Raw genomic sequence first — 21,334 nt, 5'->3', positions numbered from 1 at the left:
GACGCCCCGCCGCCCCGCCGCCCCGCCGCCCCGCCCCGACCTCGTGCCACGGTGCCCGACCTCGCGCTGCAGCACGGGGTCGGGCACCGGGGGGCGAGGTCCGTGGCCCCGGAACCGGGTCACCCCGCGACGAGCGCGCCCGACTCCTGGCGGACCAGCCGGCCGGTGTCCAGCGCCCGGGTCAGGGCGGCCTGCAGCAGCGGGGTGAGCGACGGCGTGCGGCGGCGGTAGCCGAAGACCTCCGCGGTGCGCGGGAACAGCTCGTCCTCGGTCAGCCCGGCGGCGTCCCGGCACAGCGCCACCATGGCGTTGCCGACCTCCTCCGGGGCGACCTGGTCCAGCGGCCGGTCGGCGCTGGCCGCCTGGCGGCGGTAGCCGGTCCAGGTGCTGCGGTCGAGTGCCTCGGGCCAGAGGAACTCGCCGTGGGCGACGCCGTCGGGCAGCAGCTGGAGCAGCGCGTCGCGGCGTGCCTCGCTGACCCGGGTGAGGCCGAAGGCGGCGGCGGTCAGCCGGACCAGACGGGCGCGGTGCACCGGCCCCTCCGCGTGCAGCCCCGCGGTCAGCACCCGCCGCACGGTGCGGGCGGCCCGCGGGTCGTCGAGGGAGTCCAGCGCCTTGCGCTCCAGCCCGCCGCGGGGGGCCCACGGGACGAACGGCGTCTCGCCGTCGGCCGGCGGGTCACCGTCCGCGGGGTCGGCGTCCACCGGGGTGGCCGTGTCGCTGGGCACGGCGGCCGCGACCGCCGGCGGTGCGGCCCGCAGCGGCACTGCGGTCAGCACCTCGACCGCTGGGGGATCGGCCGGCGCGGGGACCACCGGTGCGGGGCGCACCGGCGCGCGCGCCGCGGTCACCGGTGCGGCCGCGACCGCGTCGGCCAGCCGGTCCAGCACCGCCTCCCGGTCGCGCAGCCAGGTCGGCAGCCAGACCCGCTCGACGACCGGCCAGCCGAGCATCCCGGAGAGCACCTCCACCGGCAGGCCGTCGCGGTCGCCGACCGTGCGCCGCCGCGCCCACGACGGCCCGTCGAGCAGCACGGCCACGACCGGCTCGTCGGGGGTGCCGGCGGCGGCCACGGACAGGTCGACGCGGAAGTCCGACAGGCCGACGTCGGTGCGCACGGCCAGGCCCCGGTCGCGCAGCGCGGCCGCGATCTCCTCGCGGTGCCGGTCGGGGACGGCGACCGGGCGGGCGTCCCGCGGCAGCGCGTCGGTGCCCAGCGCGGCCAGGTCGAGGTAGGCGCGCAGGTGCTTCACGCCGACCGAGGAGGTCTGCTCGGCGCGCAGCTGGGCGGGGTCGAAGGAGGAGAACACGATGACCTGCCGGCGGGCGCGGGTGACCGCCACGTTGAGCCGCCGCTCCCCGCCGACCCGGTTGAGCGGTCCGAAGGCCAGCGGCAGGACCCCGCGGTCGTCGACGCTGAACCCGGTGGAGAACAGCACCACGTCGCGCTCGTCGCCCTGCACGTTGTCCAGGTTCTTGACCAGCAGGCCCTCGCCGTCGGTGCGGTCCAGCGCCGCGACCAGCCGGTCGTCGCCGGCGTCGCGCAGCAGGCCCTCGATGTAGGCCCGCTGCGGCGCGTTGAAGGTCACCACGCCGATCGACGGGGGCTCCGCATCCGGTGGCACCGCGTCGAAGCGGCGGCGCACCTCGGCCACCACCGCCTTGGCCTCCATCGGGTTGGTGCGCAGCAGCCGGCCGGCGCCGGTGCGGTGGAAGGTGCCGTTGACCCGGACCAGGGAGATGCCGCGGCCGTCGACGTCGGCCGAGGGCCGGCCGTGGGTGGGTGCCGGGAAGGAGGACAGCCGGTTGCCGTAGTAGGTGGCGTTGCTGAACGCGATCAGCGACTCGTCGCGGCTGCGGTAGTGCCAGGACAGCCACTGCCGGGGCACCCCGGCGGCCACGCACTCCGACAGGATCGACTCCTCGTCCTCGGTGGCGGTGCCCGGCAGCTCGGCCGCGTCGTCCTCCGCGGTGCCGTGCGCCGGTTCGGCGAACGACGTCGGCGGCATCTGCCGGCTGTCCCCGACGACGACGGCCGCCCGCGCCCGGCCCAGCGCGCCGATCGCGTCGGCCACCCGGATCTGGGAGGCCTCGTCGAACACGACCAGGTCGAACAGGCCGGCCTCGGCGGGGAAGAACCGGGCCACCGAGTCCGGGCTGACCAGCACGCAGGGCATCAGCGCGGTGACCAGCCGGCCGTGCCGGGCCAGCAGCGTGCGCACGCCCATCCCGCGGCGGGCGCCGGTCAGCTCCTGCAGCAGCGCCGCGGCCTCGTCGGCCGCGCCGTCCGCGCCGGCCGGCCCGGCGGCCCGCACGCCGGCCGGCAGCGTCTCGCGCAGCTGCTCGCGCACGACCCGTGCGGCGGCGGTGAACCGGCCGATGGCCCGCTCGTGCGCGTCGCTGTCGAAGTCGTCCAGACCCGAGGCGTCCCGCCGCTCGGCGACCGAGGCCCGCGCCAGGCCCCGGTCCAGGGCGCGGACGGCGTCCTCGGCGGGCAGCTCGCCGGTGACCAGCAGCGCCCGCGCCTCGTGCAGGCCGGCCGCGCGCAGCGGCTCGAGGGTGTCGACCAGGTCCGCCCAGCGGCGCAGCGACCGCAGCCCGGTGTGCTCGACGCCGCGCTCGGGCCGGGTCATCTGCCAGCGCAGCACCAGGCCGTCGTCCCCGGCCCACTCGGCCAGCCGCCGCGGGCTGCTGCGGCACACCCGCAGCAGCGCGGTGACGGTGTCCCGCAGCCGGGTGACGGCGGCACCGGCGTCGGCGTCGGGGCCCTCGCCCTGCACCACCCAGCGGCGCAGCGCGACGGCGAAGTCGCTGGCGCTGTCGGTGGCCGCCCCGGCCCGCTCCAGCCACTCGACCTGCCCGACCAGCAGCTCCGGCTCGGCCAGCGGGTTCCAGCCCGGCGGCACGGCCAGCCCGGGGACGACCGAGGCGCGGGCCGCGATGCCGTGGGCGACGGTCTGCAGCCGCCACAGCTGCGCGACCAGGTCGGGGACGTCGCCGAGCCGGACCTGCACGCCCGGGCGCAGCACCGGCGCCAGCCGGTCGCGGACGCCGGCCAGCCCCCGTCGGCGGGCCGTGAACCGGCCGGCCTGGGCGGTCTGCGCGGCGACATACAGCTCGGCCAGCGGCAGCTCCAGCGCGGCCGGGGTGGCCAGCTCCAGGCCGGGGTGCACGGTGCCGGAGAAGGCGGCCACCTCGCCGAGCACCGCCGTCGTCGCCGCGGCCCAGCGCGCGGTCGGCACCTCGTCGAGCACGTCCAGCGGGGTCGCCGGGCCGCACAGCAGGTGGGCCAGCGCGTCCAGGTCGGCCGGGGTGCGCACCTCGCGCAGCACCCGGGCCAGGTGCGGCTCGCTGGGCAGCTCGCGGACGGCGCGGTCGACGGCGGCCGCGGCGTGCTGGGCGGCGGGCAGGTCGACCTGGGCGGTGTCGACGAACGCCCACGCGTGCCGCGGCGAGGGGCGCACCAGGTCGGCGAGGTCGGGCAAGAGCGCCAGCGCGTGGCGCACCCCGGCGATGGTCTCCGGCGACGCGGCGGCCACGAAGGCGGGGGAGACCGGCAGGGTGGGGACGCCGTCCCGCCGGGCCAGGGTCGCCGTCCGCGCCGTGTAGTAGGACAGCCCCGCGGCGTTCTGCGCGTGCAGCCGCTGGGCGTAGCGGGCCAGCGTGCGGCGGGCCGCGCGCAGGTCGGCGCCGGCCGCGGCGGCGTGCTCGTCCACCGTGGCCCCGGCCGCGGCGGCGTGCTCCAGGGCCGCCCGCACCTGGGCGCGCACCGCCGAGGCCCGGGCGCCCTTGTCGTGCAGGTCGAGGGCGAACGGGCCCAGGCCGGCGGCCTCCAACCGGCGGGCCACGACGTCGAGCGCGGCCCGCTTCTCCGCGACGAACAGCACCCGCTTGCCGTCGGCGACCGCCCGGGCGAGGAGGTTGGTGATGGTCTGGGACTTGCCGGTGCCGGGCGGGCCCTCCAGCACGAAGGTGCGCCCGGCGGTGGCCTCGGCGACCGCGCGCAGCTGGGAGGCGTCGGCCGGGGCGGGGCAGGCCGCGGCCAGCTCGTCGAGGTCGGTGCCGCCGGCGGTGTCCGGGACCGGGTCGGGGAAGTGCTGGTCCCCGGCTGCCGTGGCCGGCCGGTGCACGAGGTGGTGCACCAGCGGGTTGGCCGACAGCTGGGCCCAGTGCTCGTCCAGGTCGCGCCACAGCCGGTACTTGGCGAACTGCAGGACGGCGAGGTCGGCGGTGGGCTCCACCCGGTACGGCAGGCCCGCGTCGGCGAGCGCGCGGCGGACCGCCTCCAGCGCGCGGTCGATCGGCACGGTGGGCCCGGCGCCCTCGTCGTCGGCCGGGTGCGGCTCGGTGAGCGCCGGGACGGTCAGGCCGTGCACCTGCCGCAGCTTCTCGAGCAGGCAGTGGTTGGGCGTGCTGGCCCCGGTGTCGTCCAGGGCCAGCCGGTAGACGCCGTTGCGGCTGGTCGGGCTGAGGGTGACCGGCACCAGCACCAGCGGGGAGCGCAGCGGCCGTCCGTCGAGCTCCCAGAGCAGGCTGCCCAGGGCCAGGTAGAGGTTGTTGGCACCGGTCTCCTCGTGCACCGTCCGGGCCTTGTGCGCGAGCTGGCGCAGCCGCGGCAGGTACCCGCCCTCGCTGACCTGGGCGTGCACGATCCGGCGCCCGAGGAGCACCCCGGCCAGCCGGTCGTCCGGCAGCGCCCGGGCCGAGGACAGCCCGGCGTCGGCGTCCGCGGTGGCGACCCGGTCGTCGGGCAGCAGCTGCACGGCGGCGCCGGAGTGCAGCAGCTCCTCCAGGGCGCCCAGGTGGGTCGCGGGGACGGTCAGCGGCAGCCCGGCCCGCTCGGTGTAGTTGACCAGCCGGTTGCGCAGCGAGAGGTCCAGCAGGCCGTTCTTCCACTGCTGCACCCGGGCGGGGACCTCCGGGCGGCCGGACGGGTCGGCCGACCCCCCGGGCGCGGCCGGCCGCTCGACCGGCCGGGCGGCCACGCTGTGCACCGCCGGGCGGTACTCGACCACCTGCACCGCGCCGTCCCGCCCGCGGGTTCGGGCCGGCAGCGGCACGATGCCGTCGCGGCGGGCCCGGTGCACGTCGGTGACGCCGAGCACCCGGTCAGGGTCGCCGGCCAGCCAGGCGGCGTGGGCGGCGCCGTGCAGGTCGGCGCCCTCGGTGCCGCGGCTGGTGAGCAGCGTGGTCTCCACCAGCCGGATCAGCCCGAGGTCGACCAGGTCCACCAGCATGGCGACGTCGGTGGTCGCCACGCTCTCCGCGCTGCGCTCCTCGCGCCAGTAGCCGAGGAAGGAGTGCCCCTCGGCCACCCACAGCAGCGGCCGGATGCCGGCCTGCTCGCACGCGGCGGCCATCGTCACCACGGTGTCCAGGCAGGTGCCCACCCGCCCGTCGAGGACGTCGCCGGGGGTGCGCACCTTCTGCCCGACGTCGGCCCAGCCGGCCGGCGGTTCGGTGTAGCGGACCCGCCGACGGCGCACCGCCTCGGCCAGCGCCGCGACGATCTCGTCGACCCGTTCGGGGCCGGACTGGTAGCCCTGCACCGACCCGCTGCCGGTGGCCTGCTCGAGCAGGTCGGCGGCCTCGCCGATGAGCGCGGTCACCGTCGGGTGGTTGGGCAGCACGTGCGCGGCGAGCATCTCCAGGGCCAGCGGCACGGGGGCGGCCAGCCACTGGGTGGCCGCCAGCACCTGCACCGGGACGGCGGTGCCCCCGACGTCCTCACCGTCGACCAGCAGGTCGATCTCGATCGAGCCGGGCCGCTGCTCCTCGATCTGCAGCATCGCCGCCGGGTCCATGACCAGGTCGACGTCGCTGAGCACCGTGGTCTGCCCGGCGTCGAGGTCCACGGGCAGCTCGACGGTCGTGCCGATCGGGCCCTCCGCGTCGCACACGCCGACCCGCACCACGGCGCCGCGCACCGGACCGCCGTGGTTGGTGAACGCCAGCCGGGAGACGACCGGGACGCGGTTGTGCGCCAGCGCGTAGCTGAGCACCGGCGTCGAGGTCGCCTGGATCGCCACGGCCGGCCGGGTGCTCGCGTCGCGGGCGGGGGCGGGCGCGGTGCTCATGGCCCCTGTCTACCGGCCCGGACGGAACGGTCCGCTGCGCCGCCGAGGCGTCTGCGGCGGCTGTGACCGGTGGGGTACAGGTGGCCACGCAGCAGCCCGGGAACCCCTGCGGACGGTCACGACGGCCCCCGCGCCCGCCGATGGGAGTCCTCCTTCAGCCGAGCTGGAAGGGGTCCCGGGTGCCGCCGGTGAGCTCCACGAACACCGACTTGGTCTCGGTGTACTCGTTGACCGCCTCCATGCCGTTCTCCCGGCCCAGGCCGCTGTGCCCGAACCCGCCGAAGGGCATGTTGGGCGCGACCACCCGGTAGGCGTTGACCCACACGGTGCCCGCGCGCAGCCGGGCGGCGACCCGGTGCGCGCGGTGCACGTCCTTGGTCCAGACCGCCCCGGCCAGCCCGTACGGGGTGTCGTTGGCCAGCTTCAGCGCCTCCTCCTCGGTGGTGAAGGGAACCGCGGCGAGCACCGGGCCGAACACCTCCTCGCGGACGACGGTGTGCTCCGGGGTGACGCCGGTGACCACGGTCGGCTCGACGAACAGCCCGCCGCGGTCGGCGGCCGCCCCGCCGCCGCAGGCGAAGGTGGCGCCCTCCTCGCGGGCACCCCGCAGGTGGCCGAGCACCTTCTCGTACTGCGGCCGGTTGGCCACCGGGCCCATCTCGGTCTCCGGGTCGGTGGGGTCGCCCAGCCGGATGGTCCGCGCGCGGGCGACCACCTTCTCCACCAGCGCGTCGTGCACGTCGGCGTGCACGACCAGCCGCGACCCGGCCATGCAGGTCTGGCCGGTGGCGGCGAACACGCCCGCGACCAGCCCGTTGGCCGCCGCGTCCAGGTCGGCGTCGGGGAAGACGATCTGCGGGCTCTTGCCGCCGAGCTCCAGCGTGACCCGGTTGACGTTGGCCGCCGCGGCCTGCGCCACCCTGATGCCGGTCGCCGTCGACCCGGTGAAGGCGACCTTGTCGACGCCGGGGTGGGCGGCCAGCCGCTCGCCGGTGGCGCGGTCCCAGCCGGTGACCACGTTGAGCACGCCGTCGGGCAGGCCCGCGGCGGAGAGCACCTCGGCGAAGGCCACCGTCGAGGCGGGGGAGTGCTCCGAGGGCTTCACCACGCAGGTGTTGCCGGCGGCCAGCAGCGGCGCGAGCTTGAAGGTGAGCAGCAGCAGCGGCGAGTTCCACGGGGTGATGGCGCCGACCACGCCGACCGGCTCGCGCCGGGTGTAGCCGAAGTAGTTGCCGTTCACCGGCGGGACGGTGCGGCCCTCGAGCTTGTCGGCCAGACCGGAGAAGTACCAGTACCACTGCGGCAGGGCCTGCAGCTGCCCACGCATCTCGCGCAGCAGCTTCCCGGAGTCGCGGACCTCCAGCAGCGCCAGCCGCTCGGCGTCCGCCGCGATCGCGTCGCCGCAGGCCCGCATGACCGCCGCCCGCTGGAAGCCGGTCGTCTGCCCCCACTCGCCGTCGAACGCGGCGCGCGCGGCCCCGACGGCGACGTCGACGTCCTCGGGGCCGCCGTCCGCGATCCGGGCCCAGGGCCGCTCGGCGTAGGGGTCCTGCGACTCGAAGGTCGCCCCGGACAGGGCGTCGACGGAGCGCCCGCCGATGAACAGCCGGAACTCCTGCAGCTCGGTCTCGGTCGTCGTCACGGGCCCCTCCTCGTCCCCCGCGGGGCCCTGCCCGGGCCGCCGCCCCGTGCCGCTCACCGGCCTGTGGTGTGCGCCACGATCGCGCACGATACGTCCGCCGCACCGGCCGGCGACACCCGCGCGGGCGACCCGTGGCACCGCCGGTGGCGCCGGTCGCGGAGGATGGGCCGGTGCAGAACCGAGTCGAGCTGGCCGACCCCGGGACGGCCGTGGCCTTCGCCGCCGAGGTGCGGGCGGCCGCGCGCCGGCTGGCCGGGGTGGCCGAGCGGACGCCGGTGCAGCGCAACGCGCGGCTGTCGGCGGCGACCGGCGCCGACGTGTGGGTCAAGCGGGAGGACCTGCAGGTCGGCCGCTCCTACAAGATCCGCGGGGCCTACAACACGATCGGCCAGCTGGACGCCGACCGGCAGGCCGCCGGGGTGGTGTGCGCCAGCGCCGGCAACCACGGGCAGGGCGTCGCGCACGCCTGCCGGGCGCTGGGCGTGCGCGGGTCGGTGTTCGTGCCGGGGACCACGCCGCGGCAGAAGCGCGACCGGATCGCCGCCCTGGGCGGGCCGATGGTCGACCTGGTGGTGACGGGGGACAGCTACGACGACGCCGCCGCGGCCGCGCTGGCCCACGCCGCCGGCACCGGGGCGACCCTGGTGCCGGCCTTCGACGCGCTGTCCACGGTGGTCGGGCAGGCGACCGTGGCCGCCGAGCTGCTCGAGCAGCTGCCCGCCGTCCCCGACGTCGTCGTGCTGCCGGTCGGCGGCGGGGGGCTGCTGGCCGGGTGCGCGACCTGGCTGCGCGCGCACAGCCCCGGCACCCGCGTGATGGGGGTGGAGCCGGCCGGGGCGGCGGGGATGGCCGCCGCGCTGGCCGCCGGCGGGCCGGTGGAGCTGGCGTCGATGGACACCTTCGTCGACGGCGCGGCGGTGCGCCGGGTGGGCGAGGTGACCTTCCCGCTGGTGCGCGACTCCGGCGCGGCGCTGGTCGCCGTGCCCGAGGGGCAGGTCTGCACCGAGATGCTGGACCTCTACCAGGTCGACGGCGTCATCGCCGAGCCGGCCGGGGCGCTGGCCACCGCCGCGCTGACCGGCGGGCTGGTGCCGGTGGCGCCGGGTGAGACGGTGGCCTGCCTGCTGTCCGGCGGCAACAACGACGTCAGCCGGTACGCCGAGGTGGTCGAGCGCTCGCTGGTGCACCGCGGGCTCAAGCACTACTTCCTCGTCGAGTTCCCGCAGGAGCCCGGTGCGCTGCGCCGCTTCCTCGACGAGGTGCTGGGCCCCGACGACGACATCGTGCTGTTCGAGTACGTCAAGCGGGACAACCGGGAGACCGGCGCCGCGCTGACCGGCATCGAGCTCGGCGACGCCGCCGCCTTCCCCGCGCTGCTGGCCCGCACCGAGGCCAGCCCGCTGCGCATCCAGCACCTCGCCCCCGGGACGACGGCCTACCGCTTCCTCGTGTAGCCGGGGGCCGTGCAGCCGGGGGCCGCCCCCCGCCCACGGTGGAGGGGACGCGGTCGTGCGGGGGCCTCGACCGGGCAGCCGCCGCGACCGTCCACCGTCCGCGCTGCCCGGATCCAGGTGTTGCGCTCGTCACACCCGGGTGGGTAGCGTCCTCACCACGACGTGGAGCCCACGTCCACGATGTGGACTTTCATGGACGTGGCCGTCGGAGGGACGGAGGCGGGTGCCGTGACCGGGTTGGTCGACAGCGGGGACGCCGGGACCGCCCGCGCGCACGCGGTCGGCGGGTCGATGTCCCGCAAGCCGGTGCTGGTGCTGGGCAAGGTCCGCCAGGTGCTGGACGCCTTCACCGCGCAGACGCCGGCCCTCACCGCCCGCGAGGTGCAGCAGTGCACCGGACTGCCCGCCACGACCTCCCTGCGCCTGCTGCAGGCGTTGGTCGAGGAGGGCTTCCTGGACCGGCGCGGGGACCGCTACAGCCCCGGCGTCGCGATGCTCCGCTGGGCGGCCGTCGCCGCGGAGGGCCTGGACCTGATCGGCACGGCGACCCCCGCACTGGAGGAGCTGCGCGACGCGACGGGGGAGAGCGCCTGCCTGTTCGTGCGGCAGGGCGACCACCACGTCTGCGTCGCGGTGGCCCGCACGCCGCACTCGGTCCGCCAGGTGCTCGAGGTGGGACAGGTGCTGCCGCTGCACGCGGGCTCCGCCGGCCGGGTCTTCCTCGCCTTCGACCGCGGCCTGCCGCCGCTGGAGGACCTGGCCCGCCCCGCCCTGACCGAGCACACGATCACCGCGGTCGACCGGCTCCGCGAGGCCGTGGAGCGCACCCGCCGCGAGGGCTCCGCGGTCACCGTCGAGGAGCGCACCACCGGAGCCGCGTCGGTGAGCGCCCCGGTGTTCGACGCCCGCGGGGAGCTGGCCGCGGTGGTCGGCATCGCCTGCCCGGTGCAGCGCTTCGAGCCGCCGGTCGTCCCGTCCCGCACCGCCGAGGTCACCCGGGCCGCCCGGCGGCTGTCCCGGCTGCTCGGTTCCGCCAGTGGAGGAGAGGTCCCCGCGTGAGCGACGCCCCGTACGCCATCGAGCTGACCGGCATGGTCAAGCGCTTCCCGACGTCCGACGGCGGCGTCTACACCGCCGTCAGCGGCATCGACCTCGCCGTCCCGGCCGGCCGCTTCGTCTCCGTGGTCGGCCCCACCGGGTGCGGCAAGTCGACCCTGCTCAACGCCGCCGCCGGGCTGGCGCCCCCCAGCGAGGGCACGGTCCGGATCTTCGGGGAACCGCTGCAGGGGCTGAACAGGCGCGCCTCCTACATGTTCCAGCAGGACGCGCTGCTGCCGTGGCGCACCGTGCTGGACAACGTCACCCTCGGGCCGCGCATGCGCGGCGTGGGCCGCGCCGAGCGGGAGGCCAAGGGCCGGGAGTGGCTGGAGCGGGTGGGCCTGGGCCCGTTCGCCGGCGCCTACCCCCACCAGCTGTCCGGCGGCATGCGCAAGCGGGTGGCGGTCGCGCAGAGCTGGATCGTCGACCCGGACTTCATCTTCATGGACGAGCCGTTCAGCGCCCTGGACGTGCAGACCCGCCAGCTGATGGAGGACCAGCTGCTGCAGCTGTGGACCGGCTCGGGCAAGACCGTGGTCTTCGTGACCCACGACCTCGACGAGGCGATCGGCCTGGCCGACGAGGTGGTCCTGCTCTCCGCCGGCCCGGCCAGCCGGATCGTCGGGCGGTACCCCATCGACCTGCCCCGGCCGCGAGAGCTCATGGACATCCGCACCACCAGGGAGTTCCAGGACGTCTACCGGGCCATCTGGTCCGACCTGCGCAGTGAGGTGATGAAGAGCTATGAGCGACGCGCTCTCACGCTCGCGAACGGCTGAGCCCGCGCTCGGCGACGTCGAGGCCCGCCCGGTCGACACCGCCCCCGACCCAGCCGCCGGCCCGGACGCCGCCGCCGGCCCGGACGCCGGCCCCCTGCGCCGCCGCCGGCGGCGGTTCTCCCCGCTGGTCCTGGCCCTGCAGGTCGCCGTGGCGGTGGCCTTCGTCGGCGGCTGGGAGGTGCTCTCCCGCGCCGGCGTGCTGGACCCGTTCTTCTTCAGCTCGCCGAGCGCGATCGGCGAGCGGGTGTGGACGTGGCTGACCACCGGCGAGATCTACGACGACCTGCTGATCACCCTGCAGGAGGCGTTCTACGGCCTGGTGATCGGCGCGGTCCTCGGCCTGGTCGTGGGCTTCACCCTGGCCCGCGTCCGGCTGCTGGCCGCGGTGCTGGACCCCTACGTCAAGGCGCTCAACGCCATCCCCCGCGTCGTCCTCGCGCCGATCTTCCTGCTCTGGTTCGGCCTGGGCATCTGGTCGAAGGTCGCCTTCGCCGTGACACTGGTGTTCTTCATCGTCTTCTTCAACACCTACCAGGGCGTCCGCGAGGTCGACCGCGTCCTGGTCGACAACAGCCGCATGCTCGGCGCCACGGAGTCCCAGCTGATCCGGCACGTGTTCCTGCCCAGCGCGCTGTCGTGGATCTTCTCCAGCCTGCACGTCAGCGTGGGTTTTGCCATCGTCGGCGCGGTCGTCGGCGAGTACCTGGGCTCGGCCAGCGGCATCGGCTACGTCATCGCCCAGGCCGAGGGCACCTTCGACACCACCGGCGTGTTCGCCGGCATCGCCGTCCTCTCCGTCTTCGTGATCCTGGTCGACCTGCTGGTCAACCGGGTCGAGCGGCACCTGCTGCGCTGGCGGCCCGAGCCGTCGCACGGCGACGCCGTCTGACCCTCCCTATCCCCGCACGCCCGTCCGAGAGGCCGTCCCCCATGCGTCCGACCCCCCGCCCCCGCACCCTCGGCACGGTCCTCGCGCTCACCGCCGCGGTGACCCTGACCGCCTGCAACTCCGCCGCGCCGTCCGCCTCGGGCTCCGGCGGCGGGGGCGGGGACGGCGGCCCGGTGACCATCGGCGTCGGCGGCCAGCCGCTGCTGGCCTACCTGCCCACGACGCTGGCCGACCAGGTCGGCTGCTACGCCGACGCCGGGGTCGACGTCGAGATCCAGGACCTCGGCAGCGGCTCCAAGGCGCTGCAGGCGATGATCGGCGGCAGCACCGACGTCACCTCGGGCTACTACGACCACACCGTGCAGATGGCGGCGAAGAACCAGCAGGTCACGGCGTTCGTGAACATGTTGCGCTACCCGGCACTGGTGGTCGCGGTCGCGCCGGACGCCGCCGGGGAGATCGACTCGATCGAGGACCTGGAGGGCAAGGCGGTCGGCGTGACGGCGCCGGGGTCCTCGACCGACTTCTTCCTCAAGCACCTGCTCACCCAGGCGGGGCTGCCGGCCGACGCGGCCTCGGTGCAGGCCATCGGCGCCGACGCGACCGCCGTGGCGGCGATGGAGCAGGGCCAGGTCGACGCCGCCGTGCTGCTGGACCCCTCGATCGCGGTGCTGGAGTCCCGGGTCGGGGAGCTGACCCTGCTGGCCGACACCCGCACGGTGGCCGGCGTCGAGGAGGCGTACGGCACCGACACCTACCCGGCGGCCGTCCTCTACGCGACCCAGGACTACATCGACGCCAACGCCGAGACCGTGGGGCAGCTGGCCGACGGCATCACCTGCGCGCTGGAGTACATCCAGAGCCACTCCGGGGCGGAGATCGCCGCCGAGATGCCGCCGCAGCTGGTCGGTGAGGACCCCGCCCTGTACGCCGACGCGGTCGAGGCCCTCAAGGAGGCCTACAACCCGACCGGTGAGATCGACCAGGCCGGCGCCGAGGCGGTGCGTGACGTGCTGGCCGGCAGCCAGCCCGAGATCGCCGACGCCGACGTCGACGTGTCCACCACCTACACCAACGAGTTCGTCCAGCCGTGACCCCGGCGACCGACGGCCCGGCGGCCCCCGGCGACCGGGGGCCGCTGGCCGGCATCCGCGTGCTGGAGCTGGGCGGTTTCATCGCCGCGCCGATGACCGGCCGGCTGTTCGCCGAGTTCGGCGCCGAGGTGGTCAAGGTCGAGCGGCCGCGGACCGGCGACGAGCTGCGCAGCTGGCGCCGGGCGGCGGGGGACACCTCGCTGCTGTTCCGCACCATGGGCCGCGGCAAGCGTTCGGTCACCCTGGACCTGCACACCCCGGAGGGGCGGGAGATCGCGCTGCGGCTGGTCGCGGCCAGCGACGTGGTGCTGGAGAACTTCCGGCCCGGCACGCTGGAGCGCCTGGGGCTGGGCCCGGACGTGCTGCGCGGGGTGCGCCCCGACGTCGTCCTCGTCCGCGTCAGCGGGTACGGGCAGACCGGCCCGTACCGCGGCCGCCCCGGGTTCGCCAGCGTCGCGGAGTCCATCGGCGGCCTGCGGCACCTCACCGGCGACGCCGACCGGCCGCCGGTGCGCGTCGGGGTGAGCCTCGGTGACACGCTGGCCGGCCTGTACGGCGCGATCGGCGCGCTGGTGGCCCTGCTGCGGCGGGAACGGTCCGCCGGGGACGCCGGCCCGGAGACGGTGGACGTCGCCCTCTACGAGGCGGTGTTCGGCGTGCTGGAGGACCTGGTGCCCGAGCACGACGGCTACGGCGTCTCCCGCGAGCGCACCGGCGCGGCCCTGCCGGGCATCGTGCCGTCCAACACCTACCCCACCGGCGACGGCTCCTGGGTGGTGATCGGCGGGAACGGGGACGCGATCTACCGCCGGCTGATGACCGCGGTCGGCCGGCCCGACCTCGCCGGGGACCCGCGGCTGGCCGACAACACCGGCCGGGTCGCCCACCGCGGGCTCATCGACGCGGCGATCACCGCGTGGACCGCCGGCCAGGACCTCGGCACCGCCGTCGCCGTCCTGGAGGACGCCGGCGTGCCGGTGGGCCCGGTCTACGACGCCGCCGACATCCTGGCCGACCCGCACTTCGCCGAGCGCGGCATGCTGGTGCGCCACGACGTGGAGGTGGCGCCGGGCGACGTCCGCCCGGTGGCCTTCCCCGGCGTGGTGCCCCGGCTCGAGCACTGCCCCGGCAGCACCCGCGGGGTCGGCCCGGACCTCGGCGCGCACACCGCCGAGGTGCTCGCCGAGGTCGCCGGGGTCGGCCCCGCGGACCTGGCGCGGCTGCGCGAGCTCGGCGTCGTCTGATGAAGGACCCCCTCGCCCCCCGACCCTCGCTCCGCTCGGGCCGGGTCCCTGCGAGGGGGCCGCACGGGACGGGGCCACCCCGACCCGACACCCTGGAGGGCAGCGCCCGATGAGCCTCACGGCCACCCCGGCGGACACCGGCACCGACCCGGTGCTGCGCGAGATCGAGCAGCGGGTGCTGTGGCTGGCGACCGCGGTCGTCGACCACGCCAACCGGGTCCGCCCGAACCCCGGCGGGCTCAAGGTCGGCGGCCACCAGGCGTCCAGCGCCTCGATGGTGACGATCATGACCGCGCTGTGGCTGGAGCACCTGCAGGCCGAGGACCGGGTGTCGGTCAAGCCGCACGCCTCCCCGGTGCTGCACGCCCTCGAGTACCTGCTCGGCAGCCTGGACGGCTCCTACCTGACCACGCTGCGGGAGTTCGGCGGGCTGCAGAGCTACCCCAGCCGGCTCAAGGACCCGGTGCCCGCGGACTACTCCACCGGCAGCGTCGGCATCGGGGCGACCGCGCCGATCTGGGGGGCCATCGCCCGCCGCTACGTCAACACCCAGCTGGGCGCCGGCGGGACGGGACGGCAGTGGTCCCTGGTCGGGGACGCCGAGCTGGACGAGGGCGCGGTGTGGGAGGCCGTGCTCGACCCGATGGTCGCCGACCTGGGCGAGGTCGTGTGGGTGGTCGACCTCAACCGCCAGTCGCTGGACCGCGTCGTCCCGATGATGGGCGCCACCCGGCTGCAGGGCATGTTCGCCGCGGCCGGCTGGCAGGTGCTCACCGTCAAGTACGGGCGGCTGCTGGAGGAGCTGTTCACCCGGCCCGGGGGCGGCGCCCTGCGCGACCGCATCGACGAGATGAGCAACCCCGAGTACCAGCGGCTGCTGCGCCGCGACCCGGCCGACCTGCGCCGGCTGCTGCCCGGCGAGGGGCCGGGCGCCGGAGACGTCCGCGCGCTGATCGCCGACGTCGGTGACGCCGAGCTGGTCGCCGCGGTGCGCAACCTCGGCGGCCACGACCTGGTCGCGCTGCGCGACGCCTTCACCGCCATCGACGACACCCGGCCCACGGTGGTGCTCGCCTACACGCTCAAGGGCTACGGGCTGGCCACCGAGGGCCACCCGCAGAACCACTCCGCGCTGCTCAACGAGGCGCAACTGCACGAGCTGGCCGCGCGGCTGGGCACCGACCCGACCGACCCGTGGGCCGGCTTCCCGGCCGGCAGCCCCGCGGCCGGGCTGCTCGCCGACGCCGCCCGGCGGCTGCAGCGCCGGGCGTACGAGCCGGTGACCGCCCCGCCCGTGCCCACCGACCTGGGCCGCACGCCGTCGGGGACGGCGACCACCCAGGCGGCGCTCGGGCGCACCCTGCTCGACCTCAACCGGGCCGCGCCCGAGGCCGGCCGCCGCGTGGTCACCGTCAGCCCCGACGTCAGCTCCTCGACCAACCTCGGCGGCTGGGTCAACAAGGTGGGCGTGTGGTCCCACGAGGACCGGCGCAACTGGTTCGCCGACGACGCCGAGACGATCCTGCACTGGCGGGAGCGGCCCACCGGCCAGCACGTCGAGCTGGGCATCGCCGAGACCAACCTGGTCGGCGCCCTCGGCGAGCTGGGCGCCACCTGGAGCCGCTGGGGCCAGCCGCTGCTGCCGATCGGCGTCCTCTACGACCCGTTCGTCGAGCGCGCCCTGGAGCCGTGGAGCTTCGGCATCTACGCCGGCGGGCAGTCGGTCCTGGTCGGGACGCCGTCCGGGGTGACGCTGGCCCCCGAGGGCGGCGCGCACCAGTCGATCACCACGCCGTCCGTGGGGCTGGAGCAGCCCGGCTGCACCAGCTACGAGCCGGCGTTCGCGCTGGACACCGAGTGGTGCCTGCTGGCCGCGCTGTCCCGGCTGGGCCGCCCGGACGGGTCCGCGGCGTACCTGCGGCTGTCCACCCGCCCGGTGGACCAGACGCTGGCCGCCGTCCCGGCCGACCCGGCCGCCCGCGAGCGCCGGCGCCGCCAGGTGGTCGCCGGTGCCTACCCGCTGCGCCGCGCCGCCCGGCCGGTGCTCACCGTGGCCGCCATGGGCGCGCTGGTGCCCGAGGCGCTGGCCGCTGCCGAGCGGCTGGAGTCCCTCGGCTTCGGCACCGACGTGGTGTGCGTGACCAGCCCCGGCCTGCTGTTCCGGGCGGTGCAGGGCCGCCGCGGCCTGGACGAGACCCCCGCCTGGGTGCTCGACAGCGTGTTCCCCGCCGACCGCGCGGCGCCGATGGTCACCCTGCTCGACGGCCACCCGCACACGCTGGCGTTCCTGGCCGGCGTCCGCGGCGTGCCGGCCACCCACCTGGGCGTCACCGCCTTCGGGCAGAGCGGCGACCTGGACAGCGTGTACCGCCACCACGGCCTCGACGTCGACTCCGTCGTCGGCGCCGCCTTGGACCTCGTCGATTGAGGGAGGACCCGCCGTGACCGGCACCGCCACCGACGTCGTCGCCGAGCAGACGCGCACCGCCGACGAGACGCTGCGGGAGGTCGAGGACCTGCTCCGCACCGTCGCTGGGTGGCTGCCGGTCGTCGTCGGGCACCTGGTCCACCACCGCGACCAGCTCCACGACGTGCTGCGCTCCCGCGGGCGGCTGCCCGGGCGCTTCGACCGCGCCGCCGGTCAGGAGGGCTGAGGTGCGCGCCGCCGTCCTCACCGGGGTCGGGCACGTCGAGCTGCAGGAGCGGCCCGACCCCGAGGCCCGGCCCGGCTGGGTCGTCGTCCGGGTCGACGTCGCCTCGCTGTGCGGCACCGACGCCCACCAGTACGAGGGGCGCATCGACTCGCCGTTCCCGCGGGTGCCCGGGCACGACTTCGCCGGCACCGTCGACTCCGTCGGCGACGGCGTGGACCCGAGGCTGGCCGGCCGGCAGTTCGCCGTCAAGCCGTCCCTGCCCTGCGGGGAGTGCGCGGCCTGCGCGGCGGGCGCGCCGCTGGACTGCCCGCGGAAGAAGCTGATCGGGCTGTGGTCCGACGGCTGCCTGGCCGAGCGGATCGCCGTCCCCGCGGTGAACCTGGTGCCCGTCCCCGAGGGCGTGCCGCTGTACGGCGCAGCGCTGCTGGAGCCCTTCGCCGTCGGGCTCAACTGCGTCGACCGGCTGGACCTGCGCCTCGGCGACACCGTGCTGGTGCTCGGGCAGGGCCCGATCGGGCTGGCGGTCACCCGGCTGGCGGCCGCGTCAGGAGCCGGACAGCTGCTGGTCACCGACGTCCGCGAGGAGGTCTTCCCGGTCTCCCGGGCCTACGGCGCCACCGAGTGCCTGGACAGCCGGTCCGGCGACCTGGTGCAGCAGGTGCTGGACCGCACCGGCGGGCGCGGGGCGGACGTCGTCATCGAGACCTCCGGCGCGCCGGCGGCGACCGCGTCGGTCATCGACCTGGTCCGCAAGGAGGGCAAGGCGAACTTCATCGGCTTCGCCAACGACCTGCCCGGCATCCCGGTGGTGCCGATGATGCTCAAGACGCTCACCGTCTACGGCATCGGCGGCAACGGCGGGCGCGGGCAGTACGAGCGGTCCCTGGAGCTGATCCGCACCGGCCGGGTCGACCTCGCCCCGCTGGTCACCCACCGGTTCGGCCTGGACGACGTCGCCGAGGCCTTCGAGGTCGCCTCGACCAAGCGGGACGGCGCCATCAAGGTCCTCATCGACGTGTGAACCGACGGCCCCCTCGCAGGGCCCCGCCCCGAGCGTGCGAGGGGTGGGGGGCGAGGGGGCGGCCTCACTGCAGGGGCCCGCCGCGAGCGTGCGAGCGGTGGGGGGCAGTGAGGTCCTTCACCCACTGATCCGCTTGTAGGGGTCCGGCGGGGCCTCGCCGCCGGCGGTGACCAGCGTCGACCACTCGTCCAGCCGGGCGGTCAGCTCCGGTAGGTCCGGCCCGATCGCGGCCAGCACGGGGGCCATCGCGGCCTCGGTCCGTTCCTCGATGCCGGCGCGCAGCCGGCGGCCCTCCTCGGTCAGCCCGCCGTCGGCGACCAGGCCGCGCGCGGCCAGGTCCGCGGCCGCCGCGGCCATCGCGTCCGGCGACCAGCCGCGGGTGCCGGCGTACTCGGTCGGCGCCCAGCCCACCCAGTGCTCGGTCACCAGGTTCATCTGCAGCCCGGACAGCCCGGCGGCGACGTTGGCCGCCTGGTGCACGTCGCCCCGGTACTCGCGCAGCAGCGCGGTGGCGTGCCACAGCTGGCCGAGCGGGTCGGCCGGCCACGGCAGCGAGACCAGCCCGGCGTACAGCGGCCGGCCGGCGAGGTCGCCGGCGACGGCGTCGGTGCCGCGGCGCAGCAGCGCGACCGCCTCGGCGACGTCGGCGCCGCTCAGCAGCGCGCGCAGCGAGTCGACCGAGCCCTCCGCCCGCGCGCTGAGCACCTGCTCGCGCGAGGCCAGGCCGCGGGCCTGGTCGTACAGCGAGCCGATGAGGCCCGGCTCGAAGACCCCGAACGCGGCGACCACGACCGGGGCGCTGGGCTCGCCCATCGGCGCCGCCCGCCCCCACACGTAGCCGGTCAGGAAGTCCAGCCCCAGCGCGGCGAACCGCTCGTTGACCGACCGGGACCAGAAGCTGATCGTGGCCAGCGGCTCGGCGGCGTCCCGCAGCCGGCGCGCCGGGGTGTCCGGCAGCCGGGACGGCGGGCGCGGGTCGGCCGGTGGGGACAGGAAGACCGTGCGGGCGGTGGCGTAGTCCACGCCGCGCATCCTGGCCCGCCGGCCGGCGCGGCCACCAGCCGCAGCCCGGGGTTCCCGGCCGGTTTGCGTCCCCGGCTCCCCGTGTCGCAGGTTGACCGCCGTGGGGACGGCGCAGCGACGGGATGTGCGGGGCGTGCGCAACCGGCCGGCCTTCGCGGAGGGGATGCTGCTGGACGAGCGGGTCGTCCCCGGCTCGGTCGCCGCCCGGCACGCCCGCCTCGGCGAGCCGCACGTCGCCGCGCTGCACCGCTGGACGCGGGACGTCGCCCGGGCCGAGCGCCGCCGGGTGCCCTCGTTCGACCCGGCGTCCGGCGGGGTGCACGCGCCGGTGCTCCTGCTGCTGCAGGACCCCTCCGCGGTCGCCGCGCACGGCTCCGGGCTGGTCAGCCGGCACACCAACGACATGACCGCGGGGCTGCTGCACCGGCTGTGCACCGAGGTCGGCCTGCCGTCCGCGGCGACGGTGCTGTGGAACGTCGTCCCCTGGTGGGTCGCGGACCCGGCGATCCCGGCGGGGGAGCGGCTGGGCCTGACCGCGGCGGCCCGCCGGGCGCGGCCGCACCTGCACACCCTGCTCGGTCTGCTGCCGGACGCCCGGGTCGTCGTCCTGCTCGGCCGGCTCGCCCAGCGGGCCTGGGACGCGGGCGGCCCGCCGCCCGGCAGCCGGGAGGTGCTGCGCGCCCCGCACCCCTCGCCGCAGGCGGCCCACCTCACCGACCGGGCGACCGGGCGGCGCAACGCGGACCTGCTGCGCGACGTCCTCGCCGAGGCGGCCGCGCGGGTGGGCTGACCGGACGCACCGCACACGAGGCGTGACTCCCCGACTACGGCCGATCGTGTTCCGCGAGCTCGCAGCCGGTGACGACACGCTCGACCGGCCCGGAAGCGTCCCGGGCCACCCGAGCAGGCCGGCTCCGGCGGGGGAGCGGCGTCCCGCACCGGGGCCCGCGGGGCCGTGGTCGCTGGTCAGCGGGGTGACCGGGTGCGGCACGGACGGGCGACCGCGCCCCGGCGCGCGGTCGCCCGCGACCCCGTGGCCGGTCTGCGCACCCCTCGCTGTGGTCGGGCTCACGGCCGCCGGACGCCGGCTGTTCACCGGGACTGGGCACGGTGACACCTGCCGGGCCCGTGGGTCCGGCAGGTCCGTCGCCGGCTCCGACCGGCCCACCCGGTCACCAGCGACCAGGACGGACCCCACAGCGGGCGGGGCACCCGGAGACCGTCCGGGGACACCGCCCGCCACGACGAGAGGCCACACCCATGAGCGAGTCCAGCAGCACGACCACCACCGACACCCCGCCGACCGCCGACACCGTCGAGCAGGGCGACCCCGGCCGCAAGGGCCCGACCGGCCGGCCCGGCCCGGCCGGCGAGCGTGGTGACAAGGGCCCCCAGGGTCCGGCCGGCCCCGCCGGTCCGGTGGGTGACAAGGGCCCCCAGGGCCCGGCCGGCCCCGCCGGCCCGGTCGGTGAGCAGGGTCCGGCAGGCCCGGTCGGTGAGGCCGGTCCGCAGGGGCCCGTCGGCGCGCGCGGCGAGGCCGGCGCGGCCGGCGAGCGCGGCGCCCAGGGGCCCGTGGGCGCCGTCGGTGCGGTCGGCGAGCGTGGCCTCCAGGGGCCGACCGGTGCCCGGGGTGAGGCGGGTCCGCAGGGCCAGTCCGGCCCGCAGGGCGTGCGGGGTGCCGAGGGGGAGACCGGCCCGCGGGGTGAGCAGGGCGTGCCCGGCTCCACCGGGCTGCCCGGCGAGCAGGGCGAGCAGGGTCCGCGTGGCCTGCCCGGCGAGCGCGGTCTGCAGGGCCTGCCCGGCGAGCGCGGCGCGGTCGGCGAGCAGGGGCCGCAGGGCGAGCAGGGCCTGCGCGGGGCCCAGGGCCAGCGCGGCGTGATCGGGCAGACCGGCGCGGCCGGCGAGAAGGGCCTCCGCGGTCTGCAGGGCGAGCAGGGTGAGCTCGGCGAGCGGGGCGAGTCCGGCGTCCGCGGCCTGCAGGGTCCGCAGGGCGTGCAGGGCCCCAGCGGCCCGGCCGGCCCGGTCGGCCTGCCCGGCGTCCAGGGTCCGCAGGGCCCGTCCGGCCCGGCCTGGCTGTACCAGCCCAGCCCCGCGGAGCTGGTCGCCAAGGTCAAGCAGGCCGCGCTGGACGTCTCGCCGCGGACGGTGCTCGACCCGCGCGTGGGTGTCCGCTACGTCGCCACGCTGACGTCCCGGCTGGTCAAGCTGCAGGGCGGGCTGTTCCTGCGCGCGATCGTGGACACCGACGCCGCGGCCGGCACCAGCTCCGCCGCCGACCGCTCGAACGTGCGCTCCATCGCCTGACCGCACGGGCAGCACCGGGGCGCCCCGCACCGCCGCGGCGGTGCGGGGCGCCCCG

Annotated in this window: 14 protein-coding genes; 11 read left to right on the top strand and 3 right to left on the bottom strand. The window is 76.8% G+C overall.

Going from position 1 to position 21,334, the window contains the following annotated elements:
• Nucleotides 1-119: 119 nt before the first annotated feature.
• Entirely contained in the window at nt 120-6,077 is a 5,958-nt protein-coding gene (locus tag RTG05_RS13970) for an anti-phage protein ProA (protein ID WP_315911887.1), read from the bottom strand.
• Between the two features lie 154 nt (nt 6,078-6,231).
• Nucleotides 6,232-7,719, bottom strand: coding sequence for an aldehyde dehydrogenase (locus tag RTG05_RS13965; protein WP_208104569.1), 1,488 nt, complete (start codon nt 7,717-7,719; stop codon nt 6,232-6,234).
• A gap of 170 nt (nt 7,720-7,889) precedes the next feature.
• On the opposite strand from RTG05_RS13965, the gene ilvA reads away from it, so the two are divergent.
• The 9 genes from ilvA to RTG05_RS13920 all read left to right on the top strand — a co-directional run bounded on the left by ilvA (nt 7,890) and on the right by RTG05_RS13920 (nt 17,952).
• Nucleotides 7,890-9,173: a threonine ammonia-lyase IlvA gene (ilvA, locus tag RTG05_RS13960; protein WP_315911886.1), complete on the top strand. Its 1,284-nt coding sequence runs from the start codon at nt 7,890-7,892 to the stop codon at nt 9,171-9,173.
• Between the two features lie 228 nt (nt 9,174-9,401).
• Entirely contained in the window at nt 9,402-10,232 is an 831-nt protein-coding gene (locus tag RTG05_RS13955) for an IclR family transcriptional regulator (RefSeq protein ID WP_166525620.1), read from the top strand.
• On the top strand, nt 10,229-11,050 hold the full coding sequence (locus RTG05_RS13950; protein WP_208104568.1) for an ABC transporter ATP-binding protein: 822 nt from the start codon (nt 10,229-10,231) through the stop codon (nt 11,048-11,050). Before RTG05_RS13955 ends, RTG05_RS13950 begins: the two co-directional genes overlap by 4 nt.
• Nucleotides 11,016-11,939 carry an ABC transporter permease gene (locus tag RTG05_RS13945; RefSeq protein ID WP_315911885.1) on the top strand — a complete coding sequence of 308 codons (924 nt, stop codon included), beginning with the start codon at nt 11,016-11,018 and terminating at the stop codon, nt 11,937-11,939. Before RTG05_RS13950 ends, RTG05_RS13945 begins: the two co-directional genes overlap by 35 nt.
• A gap of 41 nt (nt 11,940-11,980) precedes the next feature.
• Nucleotides 11,981-13,033 carry an ABC transporter substrate-binding protein gene (locus RTG05_RS13940; RefSeq protein WP_166525619.1) on the top strand — a complete coding sequence of 351 codons (1,053 nt, stop codon included), beginning with the start codon at nt 11,981-11,983 and terminating at the stop codon, nt 13,031-13,033.
• Nucleotides 13,030-14,277, top strand: coding sequence for a CaiB/BaiF CoA transferase family protein (locus RTG05_RS13935; RefSeq protein ID WP_166525618.1), 1,248 nt, complete (start codon nt 13,030-13,032; stop codon nt 14,275-14,277). The genes RTG05_RS13940 and RTG05_RS13935 overlap by 4 nt, the downstream gene beginning before the upstream one ends.
• 109 nt (nt 14,278-14,386) lie before the next feature.
• Nucleotides 14,387-16,705, top strand: coding sequence for a thiamine pyrophosphate-binding protein (locus tag RTG05_RS13930; RefSeq protein ID WP_166525617.1), 2,319 nt, complete (start codon nt 14,387-14,389; stop codon nt 16,703-16,705).
• Nucleotides 16,706-16,718: 13 nt separating this feature from the next.
• Nucleotides 16,719-16,931 (top strand): hypothetical protein, encoded by a 213-nt coding sequence (locus tag RTG05_RS13925; RefSeq protein WP_166525616.1) that lies wholly within the window; start codon nt 16,719-16,721, stop codon nt 16,929-16,931.
• A 1-nt stretch (nt 16,932) separates the two neighbouring features.
• The gene (locus tag RTG05_RS13920; RefSeq protein ID WP_166525615.1) at nt 16,933-17,952 is read left to right on the top strand and encodes a zinc-dependent alcohol dehydrogenase; all 1,020 of its coding nucleotides are present in this window, start codon (nt 16,933-16,935) and stop codon (nt 17,950-17,952) included.
• Nucleotides 17,953-18,069: 117 nt separating this feature from the next.
• Here RTG05_RS13920 and RTG05_RS13915 read toward each other — a convergent pair whose 3' ends face one another.
• On the bottom strand, nt 18,070-18,975 hold the full coding sequence (locus tag RTG05_RS13915; RefSeq protein WP_166525614.1) for an SCO6745 family protein: 906 nt from the start codon (nt 18,973-18,975) through the stop codon (nt 18,070-18,072).
• Nucleotides 18,976-19,108: 133 nt separating this feature from the next.
• Here RTG05_RS13915 and RTG05_RS13910 point away from each other — a divergent pair, with 133 nt between their 5' ends.
• Entirely contained in the window at nt 19,109-19,765 is a 657-nt protein-coding gene (locus tag RTG05_RS13910) for a uracil-DNA glycosylase (RefSeq protein ID WP_166525613.1), read from the top strand.
• A gap of 470 nt (nt 19,766-20,235) precedes the next feature.
• A complete protein-coding gene (locus tag RTG05_RS13905) occupies nt 20,236-21,279 on the top strand; it encodes a collagen-like domain-containing protein (RefSeq protein ID WP_166525612.1) in 1,044 nt (347 codons plus the stop codon).
• The last annotated feature ends 55 nt before the right edge of the window (nt 21,280-21,334 follow it).

The organism is Geodermatophilus sp. DSM 44513 (genome assembly GCF_032460525.1).
Taxonomy (GTDB): domain Bacteria; phylum Actinomycetota; class Actinomycetes; order Mycobacteriales; family Geodermatophilaceae; genus Geodermatophilus.
This window is presented reverse-complemented; position numbering and strand designations above follow the sequence as displayed.